Origin of the sequence: Chryseolinea sp. H1M3-3 (genome assembly GCF_029360725.1) — a bacterium.
Lineage (GTDB): Bacteria > Bacteroidota > Bacteroidia > Cytophagales > Cyclobacteriaceae > Chryseolinea.
Map to the genome: position 1 here is coordinate 185,521 of NZ_JARKMY010000014.1, position 20,289 is coordinate 205,809.

Annotated in this window: 13 protein-coding genes; all 13 read right to left on the reverse strand. The window is 42.2% G+C overall.

The window, feature by feature from the left end; all coding sequences use genetic code 11:
- Nucleotides 1-85: 85 nt before the first annotated feature.
- The 13 genes from P2W71_RS22000 to P2W71_RS22060 all read right to left on the reverse strand — a co-directional run bounded on the left by P2W71_RS22000 (nucleotide 86) and on the right by P2W71_RS22060 (nucleotide 20,236).
- Nucleotides 86-3,880, reverse strand: a complete 3,795-nt coding sequence (locus P2W71_RS22000; RefSeq protein WP_276373555.1) for a T9SS type A sorting domain-containing protein — start codon at nucleotides 3,878-3,880, stop codon at nucleotides 86-88.
- A gap of 609 nt (nucleotides 3,881-4,489) precedes the next feature.
- Entirely contained in the window at nucleotides 4,490-6,391 is a 1,902-nt protein-coding gene (locus tag P2W71_RS22005) for a nucleoside-diphosphate sugar epimerase/dehydratase (RefSeq protein WP_276373556.1), read from the reverse strand.
- Nucleotides 6,388-6,585: a hypothetical protein gene (locus tag P2W71_RS22010; RefSeq protein ID WP_276373557.1), complete on the reverse strand. Its 198-nt coding sequence runs from the start codon at nucleotides 6,583-6,585 to the stop codon at nucleotides 6,388-6,390. Before P2W71_RS22010 ends, P2W71_RS22005 begins: the two co-directional genes overlap by 4 nt.
- Nucleotides 6,585-11,183 (reverse strand): T9SS type A sorting domain-containing protein, encoded by a 4,599-nt coding sequence (locus P2W71_RS22015; RefSeq protein WP_276373558.1) that lies wholly within the window; start codon nucleotides 11,181-11,183, stop codon nucleotides 6,585-6,587. Before P2W71_RS22015 ends, P2W71_RS22010 begins: the two co-directional genes overlap by 1 nt.
- Nucleotides 11,184-11,373: 190 nt before the next feature.
- Nucleotides 11,374-12,504, reverse strand: coding sequence for an aminotransferase class I/II-fold pyridoxal phosphate-dependent enzyme (locus P2W71_RS22020; protein ID WP_276373559.1), 1,131 nt, complete (start codon nucleotides 12,502-12,504; stop codon nucleotides 11,374-11,376).
- Nucleotides 12,505-12,949: 445 nt separating this feature from the next.
- Nucleotides 12,950-13,498 carry an exosortase family protein XrtF gene (gene xrtF, locus P2W71_RS22025; protein ID WP_276373560.1) on the reverse strand — a complete coding sequence of 183 codons (549 nt, stop codon included), beginning with the start codon at nucleotides 13,496-13,498 and terminating at the stop codon, nucleotides 12,950-12,952.
- A 155-nt stretch (nucleotides 13,499-13,653) separates the two neighbouring features.
- On the reverse strand, nucleotides 13,654-14,280 hold the full coding sequence (locus P2W71_RS22030; RefSeq protein WP_276373561.1) for an acetyltransferase: 627 nt from the start codon (nucleotides 14,278-14,280) through the stop codon (nucleotides 13,654-13,656).
- A gap of 147 nt (nucleotides 14,281-14,427) precedes the next feature.
- The gene (locus tag P2W71_RS22035) at nucleotides 14,428-15,060 is read right to left on the reverse strand and encodes an acetyltransferase (RefSeq protein WP_276373562.1); all 633 of its coding nucleotides are present in this window, start codon (nucleotides 15,058-15,060) and stop codon (nucleotides 14,428-14,430) included.
- Nucleotides 15,047-15,652: a sugar transferase gene (locus P2W71_RS22040; RefSeq protein WP_276373563.1), complete on the reverse strand. Its 606-nt coding sequence runs from the start codon at nucleotides 15,650-15,652 to the stop codon at nucleotides 15,047-15,049. The genes P2W71_RS22035 and P2W71_RS22040 overlap by 14 nt, the downstream gene beginning before the upstream one ends.
- A gap of 108 nt (nucleotides 15,653-15,760) precedes the next feature.
- Complete coding sequence (locus P2W71_RS22045; RefSeq protein ID WP_276373564.1) at nucleotides 15,761-16,879, reverse strand: glycosyltransferase family 4 protein; 1,119 nt, start codon at nucleotides 16,877-16,879, stop codon at nucleotides 15,761-15,763.
- A 168-nt stretch (nucleotides 16,880-17,047) separates the two neighbouring features.
- A complete protein-coding gene (locus tag P2W71_RS22050; RefSeq protein WP_276373565.1) occupies nucleotides 17,048-18,040 on the reverse strand; it encodes a polysaccharide deacetylase family protein in 993 nt (330 codons plus the stop codon).
- Nucleotides 18,037-18,642, reverse strand: a complete 606-nt coding sequence (locus P2W71_RS22055; RefSeq protein WP_276373566.1) for a hypothetical protein — start codon at nucleotides 18,640-18,642, stop codon at nucleotides 18,037-18,039. The genes P2W71_RS22050 and P2W71_RS22055 overlap by 4 nt, the downstream gene beginning before the upstream one ends.
- A 613-nt stretch (nucleotides 18,643-19,255) precedes the next feature.
- Nucleotides 19,256-20,236, reverse strand: coding sequence for a GNAT family N-acetyltransferase (locus P2W71_RS22060; protein WP_276373567.1), 981 nt, complete (start codon nucleotides 20,234-20,236; stop codon nucleotides 19,256-19,258).
- Between the last annotated feature and the right edge of the window lie 53 nt (nucleotides 20,237-20,289).

Genomic DNA, 20,289 nt, shown 5'->3' on the forward strand with positions numbered 1-20,289 from the left:
ACCTAACCCTAAACCCGGAAAAGCGATGGATTTTTTTCATCGCTTTTTTTATGCCGATGAGCTGAAGCTCATGGCTATGGAGGTGCTATTTCATGAATCGGAATGTTCGCTTCCCGCGCAACGTTTCGATTACCGCTACATACGCCCCTTTTGATAAAGGGCTAACGCGAATTTGGTAATCTTCTGTTGTCCCCGTCTGCATTTCTTCCCCGGAGCTTTCCATGACTAATAGTCCCTGGGAATTAAATATTTGGATACGTTTAACGTCGGCTTGAATATCCCCCCGAATAAAAAGGAACTCCCGAACGGGATTGGGGTAAACTGCTAATTCCTGTACGGGTTCATCGATATGCAACGGAATGTACTCATAGATGTCGGTGGAGGTACATCCCAAAGTATCTACTTGTAACTTATAAACACCCGGTTGCATGAGCGGGGTGTAATGCAGCGAGGGCGGTTCAATTTTATTATCATTAAAGAACCACGTATTATTGATCGCATAGTTCGATACGAGTGCTGAGTCGCCCGTTACTGTGATTTCCGCATCTTCATAAGTCCGCACATTTGCCTTCACAGGAATTCGATCACTGGTGCAACCGGATGGTGTTACCGCTTCCACATAATAGCTTCGTGATTTCAGTAGCGGCGGGGTTTCAAAAAAAGTTGATTGCACCTGCGCATCTTGTGAATCTAACTCGGGAAACCAATTAAAAAACACATCATTGCCGTCACTTGAGGCGGCAAACTTGGCCGAAGTTCCGCGGCAAACATCTACGCTGTCAGGAAATACAAATACCCTGGGCTCAGTTTGTATTTTAACTTGATAACTGTTCTGTAACGTGTCAACATAGCAGGAGGATTCCGCTTTTAACGTTAGTATATGCTCGCCGGCGTGTAATGAGTCGGAGGGGAATCTGATTGTTAAATCACTGCTGGCGGTTGGTTTCATGGATGACAACATCCTGCCACTACTGTCCCAAAGAGAGTAGCGGACATCCTCTTCAGCGTTTTTAATACTTATATCGACCATGTCTCCTTCGCAAACAGATGCCGGACCGAGAATGGAAAGATCCACTCGAGGTTTACGCTCTGCCAGTCGCAAAGAGATACGATCGACAGCAAAGGAAGCGGGGTCTTTCGTCACTACAAATTCAACGGGCTGGTTGTGACTTAACAAAGTTTCGCTCTGAAGAAACTTATCGATCAATGTATAATCGTATCGCGAGAAATCGTATTTGGTTGTCAGGCTAAACTGATATGAACCTACTGTTAAATCCTTCAGGTGAATTTGCACAACCGTGTCGCAGGGCATTTTATTGGTGGCATTTATGGCGAGTGACATTTTATCTGATGACAAAAACGATAGATCATAGTTGTCGTTATCAAGCTTAAGCCCATCCCACTCATCCAATGCCGGTTTTGAAAAAGGCCTGACTTTAAAATAAGCGACATCTGATATTGAATCCTTGGACAACCGGATGGCAAAACTCGGAATGCGTGCTGGCTCCTTTCTAAAAAATGTCGCTCCTCCCAGTACTTTTACTCCCTCCCGAATGGTCAATTTTGGATTAGGGCCAGTGGCACGCACCCATACGGACTGACCAGAAGCAATGCGCCCGTCAGGGATTTCCAAATAATTATCATCCATATCGTAATAGCGGTAGATCCCATTGATCTTCTGGTTATCATAAACGGCAATGACAGGAGAAATACTCTCCATTGTCCATCCATCATTTGAAGGTTCGCGCCATTGAATGGCACATGCATAAGGATTCCCCATAAGGTTCCATCCGTTTGAGGGTTCATTGTTCGAAGTAAAGTTGACGGGCAAATCTATCGTACCCTGATTTAATGGGCCCGTCACGTCCCAGATGGTTGCTGCGTTAGCCTTTCTCACAAAAGCAGCATAACCTTTCCCAACGATCAATGGATTATCGCTTGCAAGCCCTGTTGTCGGATATGGTTTCCAACCCTCTTGTAAACCCCCAACCGATTCGTCATAATAATATAAAGAAGGACTTGTTGATTTGATTCCCGGTCCTGTGCTTGGATCCAGAAATTTCCCTGTTACCGGAAAATCATCTTTCAACGATGCAACGGTACCGTTCCCCACCGGTGAGGAAATAAACCGGTATCTCCGTCCCTCCCCTTCCATATGCCGCTGAACCGTTACGTTACCCTCGACAGACGACCCATTCGGCAATAGCCCGACACAGGCGGTACCTGACGGTTCATCAGAAAGAGATAAAAGGGTTACATGACCATTTGTATGTAATGTGGTGTTTGGCGATGCTATCAGAATAGATCCCAGTATGTCCAAGGGATTGGTTACGATCACATCGTTATTGGATTTATTAATGGTCAGGTTCATCAGTGTTTTCCCAGGCGCGTCTAGTTGTTGCGCTTCCGCTCCCATCATGATGAGGTGTCCAGAGTTGAACTCAGCAGTTTCATTTACAGATACATCGCCATATGCAGTAATGGCATTTGCATAGGTGAGCAATTTTCCTCCAACACGGATACCCTTGACAACGATATCCTTTAGCAGGTTTATACCTAATGCATTATTACAAATTAAATTCGTGCCCGGAGCATCGGGATGACCTGCGCCGATCCATTGCTCAGCCCCACCGTTGTATTCAATCGTTGAACCATTTTCATATGTACGTTCACCACGGACTTGGATGTTACCTTTGTTTGTTAACTGGATCGCGCCTTCGGGATCTGTAGAACCCACCAGCAACTTTCCCTTTAAAAGAAAATTGCCGGCAGAATTTGACAAAACAGAAGTCCCGAGATCTACCGTCGCAGTGCTTTCAATGGTAAAATCCAAATTTCCCTGAAAGGAGCTGGCGGATGACAATACCTGTTGGACCGCCGCTCCAATAAATTTAATCGTCCCTTTGCCAGGAGCAGGCGGTGCAATTAAAGTCCCTGCGTTTATTTTAAAATCACTAAATAAGGAAAGGGTACATTGACGTGTCCCTGTACTGTCGGTACTGGTTGACGCCATGTGAATTCGTCCGGGGGAATTCATTTCCATTTCGCCATGAATGTTAACGGTTATGGAACCTTTGGTAGTCAGGTAGCTAATCCCTGTCGACGTTGAATGATATAGAAAATCTTTTTGAACGTTGATGACAGTATTCGAAGGCGTGGTACTGAACCAGACCTTTGACGGACCTTCTATTGTAAAGTCACCTCCGATAGAGATCACAGGATTTTGCGTGGTGGATAGTCGCAGCGCTTGATTATTCGTGCTAAGCACTGTAAAATTTCCGGCGATGTTTCTGAGATATCCGTTCAAGTCAACAAAAGCAGTCGTCTGTTGTGCACAGTTATAAATCACGTGTCCGAAATTCTGTTTCCAACTATCACTGTGCGCAATATTGATATAGCCCTGCGAAGTAAATCCTCCAATTTCAAATGTTGAATTCGGATCCCATGTTGCATACGGGATAAAGCCCAAAGGCCCCTGAAGATGAATATACCTGCTGCCGGATTCAAAAATGGTATTGGATACTGTCGTTCCATTTAAGGTCGCCCCATCCTGCTGCACTAAAACACCGAATACTTGCAAATCCTTTTTCTCCGGAAGGGCGTCCGCCACAAGATCGGCTACAGAACCTGTCCCAACGGTGAGCCTACCGTTTACGACAACATTCTGTAGCGAAATTGTGCTTCCGGCAGGGATCATTACCTCATGGTTCACAACGGTTTCAGTACTGTTCACGACAGTGGGTACCAAATTACTATCCCACACGGTGGGGTCCGTCCATAAACCATGCTTTATTGAAGTAACGATCTGCCCATAACTATTAACAATCACCCACAACGTTAATCCAACAAGAAAGCATACCTTCTTGATGATTAAATACATAATAGCTAACGATGTCGAAAGGTAAGTAGTAGGGAGTTGCGGGGGTATCTGGTTTTCCGGATTAAATGCAGATAATCGGGTATTCGGTAATCGGGGTAATCAGGTATTCGGTAATCAGGGGGTCGGTGATCGGGTAATCGGTATCGGGTATTCGGGTAAACTGGTATTGAACAGGAATTGAATATCGAGCAAGGAATGTTGAATGTCGAATGGAAATCCACCACCGATCAGATGGTAAGCGATCAAAAGAACCGAATACCCGATGACCCGATGACCATTCGTAATCACTAAGGACTTGCACATCTTAAATCCAGCACAACCTTTTCAAGTACCTACCAGCTTACCCGATAACCGAATACCGATTACCTTTTTAAAGGGAAGAAATTGAATATCGAATATCGAGCAAGGAATATTGAATATTGAATGAAAATGCACTGCCGATTGAAGCGAAAGTGATAGGAAAGATCTGTTTTAACGCCTCACCTGATAACCGAATACCTGATGACCAGATTACCTTTCATAATCACTAAGGCCTGCACATCTTAATCCCCCACAACTTTTTCAAGTTCCCCTACCTGATTACCGATAACCGAATACCGATCACCCTTCCTAATTGGGAACATCCAACACCTCAAACCTCGAGTAATTGCTCTTAAACTCAGGAACGATCTCCTTCATCAGTGCTACCATTTTGAGTTCGTTTTTATCGACGATGAGGTCTTCCAGTAAGTTGAGATTCTGGCAAACTTCGTGGTATTCATATTCAGATACCATCGCCTTCAGGATCTTTTCATGGTGGGTAGGGATGGTGTTTTCCTGGTCGTTTAATAATTCTTCGTACAACTTTTCACCATCGCGGAGACCGGTGAAGACAATCTCAATATCTTTTCCTAATTCTTTGCCAGAAAGCATAATGGTCTTTTTAGCAAGGTCATAGATCTTGACAGGCTTGCCCATATCAAAAAGAAATATTTCACCACCTTGTCCCATAGACCCGGCTTCGATGACCAGTTCGCAGGCTTCAGGGATGGTCATGAAAAAGCGCGTAATGTCGGGATGCGTAACAGTTATTGGTCCACCTTTTAATATTTGTTCCTTGAAGATGGGGATAACCGAACCGTTGGATCCCAACACGTTGCCAAACCGAGTGGTAACAAAAGAAGTTTTTGCGATGTCTACTTTGCGATAGTAACGATCCAGTGATTGCACATAGATCTCGGCAATACGCTTGGTGCAACCCATCACGTTGGTTGGGTTCACAGCTTTGTCGGTAGAGATCATCACAAACTTCTTCACCTTATGCTCGACTGCGAGATCGGCCAATGTTCGCGTGCCGAATATGTTGACCATCACCGCTTCGGAGGGATTGCTCTCCATCAGGGGAACGTGCTTGTAAGCAGCGGCATGAAATAAAATTTCCGGATGATAATCTTTAAAAATAGAATTGATTCTTGTACGGTTACAAATATTGGCGACAAACACCAGTAGTTTTGACTGTTGGTTCTTGCCACGAAGTTCTCTTTCGATTTCATAAAGGGGTGACTCTGCCTGGTCCACCAGGATCAAGGTGTGCGGTTTGTACGTCAATATCTGACGCGCCAACTCAGAGCCTATAGAACCAGCTGCTCCGGTAATACAGATTACTTTATTCCTGATTTCTTTTTCGATCTCGGGATTATCCAAACGAATGACTTCACGACCTAACAGATCTTCGATGTTAATGTCCCTGATTTGTTTTAAGTCCCACTCGTTTCGTAGCCATTTTTCAAAAGAGGGGACATAGCTGACTTTAACATGGTGCAGCAACGCCTGGTCTACTATCTCATTCTTCCGTTCGATAGACAAGCTTTTTGTAGCAATGACCATCTTCCTCACTTTATTCTTTTTAACCAGTTCATCGAACTTATCCATTCCGCAGATCCTGGTGCCATTGATTTCCTTATTATGCTTTTTAGGATCATCATCGATGAAGGCAACGAGTTTGTACTGCGTCGAGATATCGGACTCGATCGCTTGCTTAGTAAGAAATCCAGCTACACCTGCGCCGAAAATGACAACCGGTACTTGCTTGGAGTTATCTGATTTAACGTAATTGAAGATATTTTTAACCAAGAGCCGATACTGGTAAAGGAGCAACGAAGAAATGAAAAAGGATATGAATACAACTGAATAAGGAATAACGTTGCGACCAAAATTGTAGAAATAGATGAGGTTGAAAATGGTGACAAAAACGATGCTCAATAATTCGGTTCCAATAATTCGAAGGCCATCTTGAATTCCGGTATAACGAACGATGCCCGCATAACTTTTTGTAACCAAGGTAGCCGTCATGGCGGCGGCAAGGCACAACAAGATGCCATACATCAGGTTGAAATTATCAATTTCCTGGAGTTCGAAATTAAAACGCAATAAGTATGCGAGGTATACGGAAAAGACAATGATCAGCTGATCGATGAGGATTACGACACCGCGCGGGAGGACTGTGAGCTTGCTAAAAAGTTTTTGGATCAAGCTTCGTTATTCTTATTTCTTCCTTTTTTCAATCGATAAATTCCATAGGCTCCCCCTCCTAGAAGCAAGTACTCAATTCCAGTGAGAGGAACGGGCTCAGGCTCCGGGGGTAACGTGGGTATGGTTGGGGGTTGTGCAATCACCAAAATAGTTGTAAACCACAATATCGCTATACTTGATAAGATGAACTTCATTATTTAATCTTTGCAATTTTTTTGACAATAACTTTTTTGCCGTCGAGAATTCTTATGTTATAAATTCCCGTAGCATACGACAACAGGTCAAATTCCCCTTCTTTTACGCTTCCATCCCCCATCAGTGGTTTTGTACCAATTTCGATGCCTTGTGTATTAACTAACGTAGCTGTCACATTGTTATTGGCTGATTTAACCCTAATAAACACTTTATTTTGAGTAGGGTTCGGGTAGATGTTAACTGCAATCTCTCCCTCCATACCTGTTATTTCAAGTGACGCACGCTTACTGCAGGCACCTGAATTTACCTGGACAGTGTATAACCCTGGTTCTAACGCCTCTAAGGTATTGCTTGTTGCCCCTTCGATCAATTCGTCATTTAAATACCATTGGTTCCCCGTTTCCGAGCCTGACGTGAGTATGTTGCCTTCTGCCGACAACGTCAGATCCTCAAGGTTTGACACAATGGCTTGAACTGGTACCCGCGCCCCTTCGCATCCTTGGCTGTTTACCGCAGAAACGTAATAAGTCTTCGATTTAGCCAAATGTGGTGTCACAAATTCGCCATCATTATGACCAGCTATTGGGTTTAAATCGTCCTGGGAATTATACCATTGATACCATCCTTCCTTCGATGCTCCTGCCACTTTCAAGGTCGCCGAACCACTGCCACAGATTGCGCCACTTTGAAGGATCCTGATCTCACCGGCACTCAACTTAGTTATTACGGGTTTTGCGGTAAGGGGCGCTGCAGAACACACACCGGATTGAGCCCTGATCGTAACATTATTTTCCCCAGCTGACAGCGCTGAGGTATTAACTATCAACTGAACCAGTGACCCTGTGCCAGAGACAGGTTCAGAGATTCTAGCGCCATTCAATTCTGCGGAATAGGTTACGCCGGGTTCGGAGCTTTCTAATGTGATAATAGCAGTTGACTTATCGCTACAAACACTTTCACCGCTGGCCGCGATTGTATTGTTAATCGTGGCAGTGCTTCCCTCAATCGCTATCTGGAACCGGGAAGACAACAGATCAATATTTTGGTCGTTTACCGTAAAGGAATATTCTTTTTGACTCCTGATATCAATCCTCTTTTTTTCAACCACATCTAACAAGCCGATGTTGATAAAGGAATCAAAAGATTCCATGCCGACAAAATTCAGCGTGTAGGTACCCTGTTGCATGCCCTCAGTGACCAGTGGAATAATCTTATTACATTCTGCCGTTCCGAGCGCATTGATTACAGCCTTAATATTATCGGAGGTCAATGATGATAGATGAGCATTTTTGTTTTGCATACTCACCTTATAGGCATCAAATTGTCCATCAAATTGGTCGGTTGCTCCTTCGCGGAGCCTGATTACAGCCTCATCTTTTATCTCATTTCCATTCAGGACGATACGGAGTACATTAGGAATCTCTCCTTTCTTATAAAACTGTGTATTCGTTACCGATGTCTTAGCCGCTTCAGTAAAGGTTAATGTGGCATTTGCCGAAGCGTAAACGAAAAAGGATTGCCCTTGCGCGATCGTGCCGCCATATCCTGATGGCGTACCAATACCGTCAACATAGCTAACAAGGATATCAGGTTCTGTCCCTTGGCCGCTGTTGCCATAATTATCACGAAGATACACCGCATTATAAATGGCAGGTGGCAACGTCATATTATCCCAATCAATTGCCGAAGGGTAAGGATTACCGACCAAGTTTAAACCTTCGTATCCATTAACGATTGGTGTCGTAGAAGTCACAGGAACATTAACGTTGCCTTGCCCCAAAATGCCTCTGGAATCATAAGTAAAAGTTGATGTGGCATTTACATATATCAAGAAACCTCGCCCACTGGTTAGCGCAGTGCCAGAAGTAATTGCCGCCCAGGCCTGGGTAGGCTCATTCCAACGATAAGACTTGTCAAGCGGTAATTCTACATCCCAATCCGCTAAAGTTGCATTACTAACAGGCGACGCCAAATAATGGAAACCTTCTCTGGCAACAACCTTTGGTAGATAGCGCTGAACAATTACAGAACCGGTTATTGAAGCACCTGAGGGTAATTGATTGACATTTGCAGTTCGTGTTGGCGTAGATAACAACCGAAGCTGTTCATTACCAGCATTGAAAACTGACCCGGAATTTATAGCTAAACTGTTTTGAATATCTAAATTGGTGCCTGCACTCAATGCCACTGTTGAAGTAGTCGTTTGGTTCACTTCTAAATCAAACAACGTCAATGGAGTCGTAGCATCAATTTGTTGCGGTGCTGCACCAATGAAAGACACTTTAGATTCACCACTTAATAATGTTCCTGCCACCAGTAGGTCTTCTCCGATAGCCACATCGTTATTTGTTCCAATATCAAAGCTACCCTGAAGAACATTAAATGTTTTATTTACGACTATATCGTGGTTAAGAGTAAGCAAGCCTGTTCCCTGTTTGGTTAAATTGCCTAATCGAGTCGTTACCGGGCTTGTAAAAGGTAATTCATTCCCTGTAGTAATATCAGTAGCGATATCGTATAATACATCGTAGCTGCTGATTGCACCTAAAACCTGCGTTATCGAGCCACCGGAATATCGGGTAACCAAACCATTAGGCGCCATAGTTATGTTAAATGAGGGATTATTTACCACGCCGTTGAAAAGATTTAGATTGGTAAGTGTCAGCGGTGACGAGGAGGTGAATGTAGCCGCCGGCCTGTTCATCGTGAGTGAGAAAAGATTAGGTCCTGCGATATTCACATTTGTTGGAAGCGATCCTGTTCCTTCGACTACCAGAGTAGAATTATCAAAAACCGCTAACGAAGCACTACCAGATTGGACATAATTCCCTCGAAGCGTTAGTGTATACGCACTAAACTGTCCTAAAGAAAATGTTCCGTTCGTTTGTGTAAAGGCCCCGCCCACAATAAGAGAATTTCCTAGAAACACAGTTCCCCCTGAGCGATTAATGGTCAAGTTATTCATGGGGTTATTTGGAAACTGGACCGGTGAAAGTAGTAAGTCCCCAAAATTTCCTGAGCCATTAATGACTACATTGGAAAGGGTACTGATCCCAAAGTACCCATTTGTTCTTGAATAGGCACCCCCCAACGTTAAGGTATTGCTGCCGATCAGCAACACCCCCTCTACTTGGTTCAATGCTCCATTGATAGTAACATTGCCGACCAAGGAAACATTATTTGTGTTGTTGATAGTGGTATTAGCTGTAATGGGATGACCTGAGCCGATAAATTGAGCACCCGCTCCATCATAAATTACAGACGAGCCTGCTACAAATGTTCTCGTACCGGTCAACCTGATATTACCTCCCGTAGCATTATTCTGGATGGCGCCTCCCGCATCTAAAGATCTGATATGTACATTTGCATTCGGGTACACGTACAATGCACCTGATCCTGTGAGGGCCGAAGTACCCAAATCTAGAGTTTTTCCAGAAGCGATACCAAAGTTAATAGCGTTAGTAATAACTCCGCCGGTTTTAGAAAAAGCACTTGTTGTCCCAGCACCCGTAAAGTTAACGTTAGCGAATCCGCCCCCGACAGCTCTCGTAATTGTTCCCGCGGTTTGAATAAAATCGCCTTGAATGTTTAAGCTAGTAGTACCCGATCCTGCGCTTGTTTGGGTGCGTAGTGAAACCGTTCCTCCTGACATGGTATAATCGCCCGTCACGGCAACCGTTGTAGAACCAGTGCCCGCAAAAAATACTGTTCCTGCAGTAATATCAAAATTGCCCGGCGTGCTAACACTCCCAATATTCACAATTGAAGTCGCTGACGTATTCAAGATAAGACTAGAGTTATCCAACACACTTAAATTCCCACCAATATTAAGCGTATAGTTGCCAGAGGTCCCAAGGCTTAAAGTATACCCATTCGTTTTATTAATTGTTAGACTTCCATTGACATTTCTGAGTTTTCCTGAAAAGCTTAAATCTTGTGCTTGAGACCTTCCATCCCACACAAAATTATAGAATTGAATAGAAACGTCATCAATTACTGGACTTGCATTGGTCGCAAAAAAGGCAATGGTAGAACCTGTTTGCCAATCTGCGTAAGGTATTCCATCGTTTGACGCATGAATATGGATACCGCCATTAAGTACCTTGTATGTGTTAAATGTTGTAGAATGAGACGCAGGAAGAATAGTGCCCGCATAATTATCGTTTACTATTGTGGCCCCGCTGTGAAGGCGAACGAGTCCGTTATTTTGTAGCTGTGCAAAACTAACTCCATCGTTGTATAGCCTTAAATCATTACCAACACCGTTTAAAATACTTAAAATTCCATCAGATGCTACCTGTAGTACCGCATTGGAACCAAATTGCATCTGGTCTACAAACACCTCGAAACCGTCAGGTACAGTTACTGTGTTACTGGCTGAGATAATGATGATATTACTTGTATAGGAAGGCAAAATATTCCTGTAACCTCCGGCAGATGGCGTTTCAAGATCTTTCCATCCTGAATTATTATATACCTGCCATGTCGATGCTTGGTTCCAATTTCCGGATTGACGGGATCTGTACCATCCGTTTGACTGCCCTAAGACAAAGCCGGCACTCAGACAAAAAAACAAAGCTAAAACTGCTTTTTTCATACGTCGCTTGATGCTTTAACTACAAAAGTAACGAAAGTTTGGAGATGGCCTTTAATTTAGGAAAACTTCAATAGTTATATCACTTAGACCCCTCTTTCGTAACCAGGTTTAATCTTATATTTTACATATTTAACAATATACTTACCTAAGTCTTCAAATTTATTCATAAACAAAACTTTAACGGTTTCCATCATGCGCTTGATCCTAGTGCTTTCACCACTGAACGCCTTTCTGAAATTGTGAGGTTAGAGCTTGAAGGCAAGCATAACCCGTTTTTAAAAAGCACCTCCGAACAATTATTGATATAAGAAGGAGCGTTCTTAAAAACAGGTTGCAGGTGCATTGGTTTCCAGAGTGGGCGACTTTCGATGTTTTCTTCTTCTAATGCTAATCTAAGATCCTCCCGTGTCTTTCCAAATTGAACAGGGTCTACCAATATCGTAGTCAACCAACGATTTGAAAATGCGTCGGGTGGTTCCTCTAAAAAACGTATCCCGGAAAGTCCGCTAAGCTCAGATTTATAAAACGAAAAGTTGCCCCGACGTTGGTGAACCCGCTCATCTAATACACGCAACTGACCAAGGCCGATGCCCGCACAAATATTACTTAATCTATAATTAAACCCGATTTCGCTGTGTTGGTAATGCGGCGCAGGGTCCCTCGCCTGAGTAGCCAGAAATTTGGCCTTTTGAATCCAAGTTGGATTATTCGACACAAGTGCGCCTCCCCCTGAAGTAGTAATGATTTTATTGCCATTAAATGAATAAATTCCCATATCACCGAAAGTACCTAACTTTTGTCCTCGGAAGGAGGATCCTAATGCCTCAGCGGCATCTTCGATTACGGGAACACCATACCGCTTTGCAATGGTGACGATGTCAACAATTTTAGCCGGCATACCATAAAGGTGTACAACGATAATAGCTTTGGGTGTTTTTCCAGTCCGTCTAATCCGGTCTATTATGGCTTCTTCTAATAGTTCCGGATCCATGTTCCACGTCTCTGCTTCTGAATCCACAAAGACAGGCACAGCTCCTTGATAAGCTATCGGGTTACAGGAACCAGAGAAAGTAAATGTAGAGCAGATCACTTCGTCGCCATGTTTTATTCCCAGGATGATTAAGGCGAGATGGATCGCAGCTGTCCCCGAACTTAGGGCCGCACAATAGCCAACACCGTTGTAAGCAGCCAGACCGTCTTCGAAAGCATTTATATTCGGACCAACAGGCGCCACCCAGTTGGTATTGAAAGCTTCTTGGACAAATTTAATTTCTTCTCCGCCCATGTGAGGCGCAGAAAGCCATATTTTCTTTCTGTTCATTTTGGCCTAAAGATAGTGAGTGATATGAATTACGACTACCATGGCAGTTGAATTCTGCAGTTATTCTCCGCTCATTTTCCGCTGATAATAAAATGATGGTATTAGCAACATCAACAACGTCGGGTTTAAGATCAATCGGTGAAGAAAGGAAATGAGCGGCCCATTGTAAGTTGGATAATAAAGTTTTAAGGCAAAGTACGGAACCAAAAAGACAACGACACCTACTAACTGAACATATAATGAAAAAATAATATACTTCCGTTCTTGAAATAGGACGTATATTAAACCAATTGTAAATGCATCATTTAATAGAAATCGGATCGTACGGTTGAAAATAAATTTACTGATGGGTGCCTCAAGTCCTAATAGTCCTGCGATATCCCATCGCTGAAAAAGGAAGACCAATAAGAGGCCCACTGAGCAAATAACCCCTACAATAACCCGGTTAAGCATTAAGTGCCTTAATGTTTTTAGAAGCGAACTTTCGAACCCACCATACCCATAACATGAACACAACTACATAAAGTATGGCGGTAAAAAAGTATTTATGCATAAAGTACATATAGCTCTTTCTATAGACCGACACAAAAAAAAGCAATCCGATGCGAGCAATATTCATCAAATGCATGATCACTAGCCCAACCGGTATAAACCAAATCAGTGGTTTTGTTAAAGGGCCGAATGCAATGAGGAAAGCAACAAAAATAATCATTACATTAATACCATTACACCCTTCATACACCGCCAATACGCTGTTGTTTTCGTGAACTAATTGTGTCGTGGATTTAACACTATCTTTTATTGAGCAATCCCACCCACAAGACGAAAGTGCAATTGCCGTTTGATTTGTAACCCAATGCGTCATAGGATCCGGGCGTGGTTCATAAGCCGTTACATAAAGTCCATACAAAAAATTGCCTACCAAGTAAATTCCCACAAACTTCACGAGGAATAGGATTGTTGGCTTAAATTCATTAATGGAGAAATCTTTCATCTACTATTTATCTAACCCCTATGAATGTCTTTTTGCAATCCTAGCACGAAGGCTCTTTGACAATCTGCATTCGGATTCTACGCCACTATACGGTTAAGTGTCCAAAATTATCGAAAAAATAATGTTGCCTGGAAAAGGAGTGATATTCCACTGATTCAAACTTTCCTAGCCGGAATTCCAACAACCGTTGTCTCCGCTTCAACATCCTTTGTCACCACAGCTCCCATTCCGACTTTGCTGAAATTGCCTATAGTTACGTCATTTAATATGTTAGCGCCAGAGCCCACTAAAACACCATCGCCAATTTTTACCGTACCCGCTATGTTGACGCCTGTCATAACCGATGAGAAACTTCCCAATGCTACGTCATGTCCGACCGTTGTATTCAAGTTAATAAGCACGTGACTTTCAATTCGGATATCTGTAGTAAGGATGCATCCCGCAGTAATGATACTTCCCTCACCAATGGCAACAGATTCTTCGTCCTGAATAATGACGGAAGGATGAATCAACACTGGGAAATATACCCTTGAAGGATCGATCATTTTCACCAGAATGGACTTCGCTGAAGGATCACCAATCGCTATGACGAGATTTACGGGGGTAGTAAACGAATTTAACACATCCAATCCACCAAGCACTCGTATCCCTTTTACAACGGTATCTTTCCTTAATCCGTCATCAATGAATCCTAATGGTTCGAACTGCCCAAGTGCTCGTACCAGCGAAAGTATTTCCTTCCCAAGTCCTCCCGCACCATAGATTAATAGTTGTTCTTTCATGATATCAGTTAAGAGTTATCTGCGAATGGTTATCAGACGACTAGCGATCGCAAATATTAGTCATACAGGCATACTATAATTGGCAAAATACGATAACAAAATCGGCAGCATCCCCTCGCCCCAACACGATTAACTGCCGGCAATTTCTCAAGCTTGAAACTTCAATCCTGAACTTACATACTTAATTACCCTCGCCGGATTGCCTACAGCCACCACGTTGTCAGGTATATTATCGATTACTACAGACCCGGCACCTACAATACTCCATGCGCCTACTTTCTTACCAGGGATAATTGTTGTTCCCGCTCCTATAAAAGCTCCTTCTCCAATATAGACGTTTCCGCACAGAATTACACCAGGTGCCAAATGAGCGAAATCTTCAACTACGCAATCGTGATCGACTTGGGCACCCGTATTGATTATAATATGACTGCCCATTTTCGACTCCGCTTGAACGATTGCACCTTGTAACACCACATTTCCTTCCCCGACTGTTATGTGCGAAGACAGTACCGCTGACGGATGGACAACATTGGCAAAAGGGTGACGCGCCCTTTCCGAAACATTTTTTCGTGTTGCATTATCACCAATAGCGACCACCATCTTAGAGTTCGGGAAGTCGTTAATGTTGTATTCTTGGCGAATTGGGACGCCGTATAATGAGCCATTGCATTTGGGATCATATACGCATACAACAGTATATCCCTGGACTACTGCACAGTCCATAACCACATGCGCATGTCCTCCGGCTCCCTGAACTATAATATTACCCGTTGCCACGAAATTTTTCCATCGTTAATGAGGATTCACTGCTGATCCCTTCCGCTTTAAAAACTTTTATAACCGTCAAAAATAAGATTTTTATATCTAATGCGAACGACACGTTATCCACATACCACGCATCGTATGCAAACTTTTGCTGCCAGGACAATGTATTTCGTCCATTAACCTGCGCCCATCCAGTGATACCCGGTTTTACCAAGTGACGCCTTTTTTGTTCCGAATTATATAAGGGTAAATATTCCTTCAGCAAAGGCCTTGGGCCGACAAGTGACATGTGACCAAGCAGAACATTAAAAAGTTGGGGTATTTCATCAATCGATGTCTTTCGAACAAACTTGCCAACGGTTGTTAGACGCTGATCATCAGGCAACAAAATTCCGTTGCTATCACAATCGTCGGTCATGGTTTTAAACTTAATAACAGTAAACAACTTTCCATTCTTTCCTGGCCTTTCCTGCACAAACCAAACTTTACCATGATTTGCAATAGAAAGCAATAGCACTACAATAATTAGAACAGGAAAAAGAACTACTAATGCAAGAAACGATACAACTCGATCGAAAAAAGGTTTTATAATTTTGAGGTACAAACAGAATGTGGTTTGCACAAAAATAATAGTTCTTTTCAAAAGACACCTGCGCGGATTACTGTTAAGTTTATTCTGGTGTACTATTAGCGGTGCTATTCGACTGATTGCTTATTCCCTTCTTTTACTGGCTTTTAGTTTTAAAGTAGCTTCATATTCCTTCTTCAGTTCTTCCCAAATAATTTCACGCTTAAAATTAGCGGCAACAAAATCACGTGCCAATTGTCCAAAGTTTTGTCGCTTTACGTCATCCACAACCAATTCTTTCATTGCCTTAACCAAAGCCCCCACATCCTTAGAAGGAACTATAACGCCTGTTTTGTTTTGTTGAACAATTTCATTACACCCATTGATGTCTGATACTATACATGGAACCTTCAACAAACTTGACTGCATCACGACATTGGGGAAACCTTCTCGATAACTGGGAAAAACAAAAACATCGGAGGCAATTAACCAAGGTCTGATATCCTGCTGGAATCCAGCTAAGATAATGTGTTTATCATCCATCGCACAGTCATAAATATGCTGGGGCAACGGATCGAGGTCATGCTCAAAAGGGCCTACCAGCAAAAGAAAAGCTTTTTTTCCAGGGTGTAGACTTGCAAAGTCCTCTGAAACTTTTTGAAATGCTTCTATCAACTCAACGATTCCTTTATCACGAACGATACGTCCCACAAAAGAAAAAACAAAATCATTTAGAGAAATTTTATGCTGTTGTCGAATTTCCCTAGCTCGAATTTCGAGTTGGGGTGATCTATCAAAAAAAACAGTATCTATACCGTTGCTACTTCCTTTTCCAATAATTTTTATTTTTTTATCGGGCACATGGAAGTGATCCTGAATGAATTTCTTTAAACCAAATGAATTTGGATAGATCTTATGGGCACAGGCGTAAGTGACCCGTTCAGAAATTTCAAGGACCTTTCGCTTTAATCCAGATGACTCCATTAGCGGCAACCCGGCGACAGTATGCATCCTGACTGGAACGTCACAAATCCACGACGCCAACATCCCCAACAATCCGGCCTTTGGTGTATGAGTATGGACGATGTCTGGCCTAAGTTTTTTTATTTCAAGAATGAGACGCCATAAGCATTTTAAATCCTGAAACGGAGTAACCTTCCTTGTGAAAGGAATTGCAATATGCCTCACTCCATCTTTAATAATATCTCCGACTTCCTTACCATCCGCGCTCATGGTCACTACTTCGAAACCACAATTACGCATGTGATGAAATTGACCCTTCAACAATAAGTGGAGGGAAATTGGAACAGTTGTAATTCTCAGGATTAGAGGCAAAGAAATAATGATTATGTTCTACTACTTTCCGATTTTTTGATATGGGGTTTCCAACGTTTTCATTTAGTAACACCTACTGCCAAAATCAATCAAACTTCATCTATCTCTGTCAATAACCAGATCCGCTACTTCCCCCATACTCAAAGTTCTCATTCCGTATTTCTTTTCACAAATCAAGAAGTGATCCAGTAGCTTGTTCAATTCCGCCATACTCTCTTTTGGATAATGGCCGAAATTGTGGGGATGCCACCAAAGGTGATAGATTTCATTTTTCGTTGCAGCCCGGGTCATTTCTGACTTGATGCGTGCGATCTTTACGTCGTTTAAAATAAATTCTTTTGGCCTATATGGGCGTAATAATCGGCTTGCGGGAATGGAGATTGGAAGACCCGACTGAAAATGAAGATTGCTTAACGCATAGGTATTTTCTTTGCCGATTGGAAAATATGCATCCATTCCTCTATTAAATCGCTTCCAAAGGGATTCTTTTTGTGTACTTCTAATATTCCAGAACCAATCCCGGGGATTATCACGTACGGCAATAAAGCCTTCCTCATAACAAATTTTTAAATATTCTTCATTGAACTGATTTCGTGGAAACACCAGCGACTTAAGTTTCTTTTTGAACATCCCTGCAGCGTGTTGGGCAGCTTTGAGATCTGCCCGAAATTGATCTAGTGTTTGTCCCGGTTCGTTGCAATAATAATGCGCAAATGTATGCGAGCTCAATTCTTGGTAGGGTGTTTTAATGATTTGTTTCACCAGGGTTTGAGCAAAGTGAAATGGATCTTCTGTCTCGCTATCCCCTATTCCGACATTTTTAATATAATGATATGCGGACAATTCTTTTGACCGATATGAAGGCGTCAGCAATGGAATATTTTGCAAAAGGGAACGTTTCGAGTCGTAAAAAAGCATCCCGACAGCCGCCCATGTAACGTGAATCCCGCGTTCACTGAATGCCTTAAGCAATTCAGGAATAATACATCTGGTATTCAGGAAATATTGTCTATAGTCTTGCAAAGGCCACTTTTCAAAGCCGCCCCAGTGCAATTCAAAATCAAGGGAAATTATAAATATGGAACTCATGTCAATGCTTCTTTCTGTAACTCTAGTAAACGTGCTCGCCGAGCACGTTTTATTACCGAAGCTTGATACAACTTCATTTTTTCGGCGTCTAAAAAAGAAATAATTACAAACAGGAACAGTATCATTACTTGGCTTTTTTGCCGCATGGCTAAACCAAGATTGCCCGACACTTGGGCCAGCGCAATGCTAATTGTAATAAAACTTAAGAGGGCACTTTTTGACAAGAAATTTCCACCCCAAAGAAAACGGATCCCGCTTAGGCGGGTAAGCATTTTTAAAGTAAGGAATAAATAAAAAACATTTTCAAAAGAGACAATAAGCCCAAGCAAGCCGCCGGCATCAATAAATAACGGTCTGTATATGAAAGTAAAAACTTGAAAGGGTAATGAATAGGAAGTAATATCGACTCCGGAACTGGCCTTTGTCAATTCGGTAGCGCGATGGGTTAAATCCAGACCTTGCGTTATAAATTCATTTTCATCAATTCCCACAAGACTCAGTACGTCCTGATAAATAAAAAAGAAAGCTATCGAAGCACCTACAACAAATAAAGAGCGCCAAGCCAGCGAAACGCCCTTTGTCGAGAAGACAAAAGCTATCATCGCGGATACCAATATGACCAACATAATGTGCGGACGCACATAATAAATCAGGATACCACCCAGAATAACAGGAAGAACCCGACCTCGAAGATTGCTGATACCGTAAAAGAATAAACCAATACCAAAAAAAATAAGGGCGCCCTTTCCAAAAGAAGTAGACCAGAAATGAAGGTTTGGAAGCAAAAAAAATAATTTCAACAAATCAAATCCAAATAATTTGTGCTTGAATTTGATGTTTTCGCGAAAAAAAATGTAAAAATGTAAGAATCCGAGGAACCCAAAAAAAGAAAAGAGAGCCATGATGGCCTCGTATGAGAAACCAAAAAACTTTATAAATGGGTATCCAACAAATTCTATAAATATGGTGCTTGTTCCATAAAAATCTAACCATGTCGGACCACGAAAATTATATAAAACCTTTTGATAATAATACGATGAATCGGAAGAGTTTAATAATGCATAACCATAATATGCGAATAACAACAGCGTGTGATAAAAAAATAAATTTCTTAGAAACACATGGTCAATGAAAGGATAACGCCTTTTCATTCTACTGATGATTTCAAAAGAAATTAAGCCAGTAACTATTAAAACTATTAGCCCTCCAATCATTTTAAAACAATTCTAGGTCACCGATAGAAGGCGACCACTCCTTAAAGTTTTGCAAGTTAGCCAATTCCGGTAGATTAACTGAGCGAATGGTTACGGTCGGTCCCATCGAGACCTTCAATCCGATGCCGATGATTTTCTGAATATTTTTTGGTACCGTGCCGGATATCGTGCAGTAATCGATGTCCAATGTCTTTTTGTAGTTTTCAAGCTGATGCATTAACCCAGATTCAGATGCATTATCTTTTAGAAAACAATCGGTTATACGCAATTCCCTACCGAAACGGGTATGCTTTATTCGCCCGATAGCCAATCCGGTTAGCAGTGATCCTTTTTCTTCACCTGCGACAATGTAACTCGCTACTGGCACTTTCAAATATCTCCATTTCAAATAAGAAGCAGAAACGTTTGTAACCATGTGCGGTGTACGATTATCGCCGACCAGCGCTTGTAAAGTCGGGTGATTAAGGTAATAATTGATTTGATTAGCTTGAAGATCTACCTCATGAACTTGGTAATTACCAATTACATGGCGTAATAGATGAAAGGGCCGTTGAATACTGAATTTTATGGGAAGCCTACCAGCCTCTTGCCAGCCCATCTTAATATAGCCTGGTTTGCTTTTCGAATTTGGTGTGTTAAATACAAAATCATCTCCCTTCGCCTTGCAATTGTCAATCAATGCAAGGGTGAGTTTTTTAAAAATTCCTTTACCTTGATGTGCAGGATGGGTAGCAGTATCAACTGCCCTTACTGATTTAAATATTTTATCCAATTTACGCCACTCCCAGCGCATAAACGCCCTCACACCAATAAGATTACTCCCTTCATAACAGACCAATACGGGTGATTGGCCAAAGGGATTGTCAAGGTGTTTCCAACGCCAATACCTTACCGATTTAGGCATTTGCGCCTCCCCCAAACTTATTTTCAATAAGTTAACGATCGAGGGAATATCGCTATCATTTGCCGAACGTATTTGCATCTGAACTGGTAAATATAATTCAGCAATTTTTTTCCTAAAAGGTTCTTGAGACC

Bases quoted from the DNA above. Each gene is read 5' to 3' on its own strand.
- P2W71_RS22015 (WP_276373558.1), bottom strand. From the start codon at position 11,183: ATGAAAAAAGCAGTTTTAGCTTTGTTTTTTTGTCTGAGTGCCGGCTTT.
- P2W71_RS22020 (WP_276373559.1), bottom strand. From the start codon at position 12,504: ATGAACAGAAAGAAAATATGGCTTTCTGCGCCTCACATGGGCGGAGAA.
- P2W71_RS22045 (WP_276373564.1), bottom strand. From the start codon at position 16,879: ATGCGTAATTGTGGTTTCGAAGTAGTGACCATGAGCGCGGATGGTAAG.
- P2W71_RS22030 (WP_276373561.1), bottom strand. From the start codon at position 14,280: ATGAAAGAACAACTATTAATCTATGGTGCGGGAGGACTTGGGAAGGAA.
- P2W71_RS22050 (WP_276373565.1), bottom strand. From the start codon at position 18,040: ATGAGTTCCATATTTATAATTTCCCTTGATTTTGAATTGCACTGGGGC.
- P2W71_RS22060 (WP_276373567.1), bottom strand. From the start codon at position 20,236: ATGCAAATACGTTCGGCAAATGATAGCGATATTCCCTCGATCGTTAAC.
- xrtF (WP_276373560.1), bottom strand. From the start codon at position 13,498: ATGAAAGATTTCTCCATTAATGAATTTAAGCCAACAATCCTATTCCTC.
- P2W71_RS22000 (WP_276373555.1), bottom strand. From the start codon at position 3,880: ATGTATTTAATCATCAAGAAGGTATGCTTTCTTGTTGGATTAACGTTG.
- P2W71_RS22055 (WP_276373566.1), bottom strand. From the start codon at position 18,642: ATGATAGCTTTTGTCTTCTCGACAAAGGGCGTTTCGCTGGCTTGGCGC.
- P2W71_RS22010 (WP_276373557.1), bottom strand. From the start codon at position 6,585: ATGAAGTTCATCTTATCAAGTATAGCGATATTGTGGTTTACAACTATT.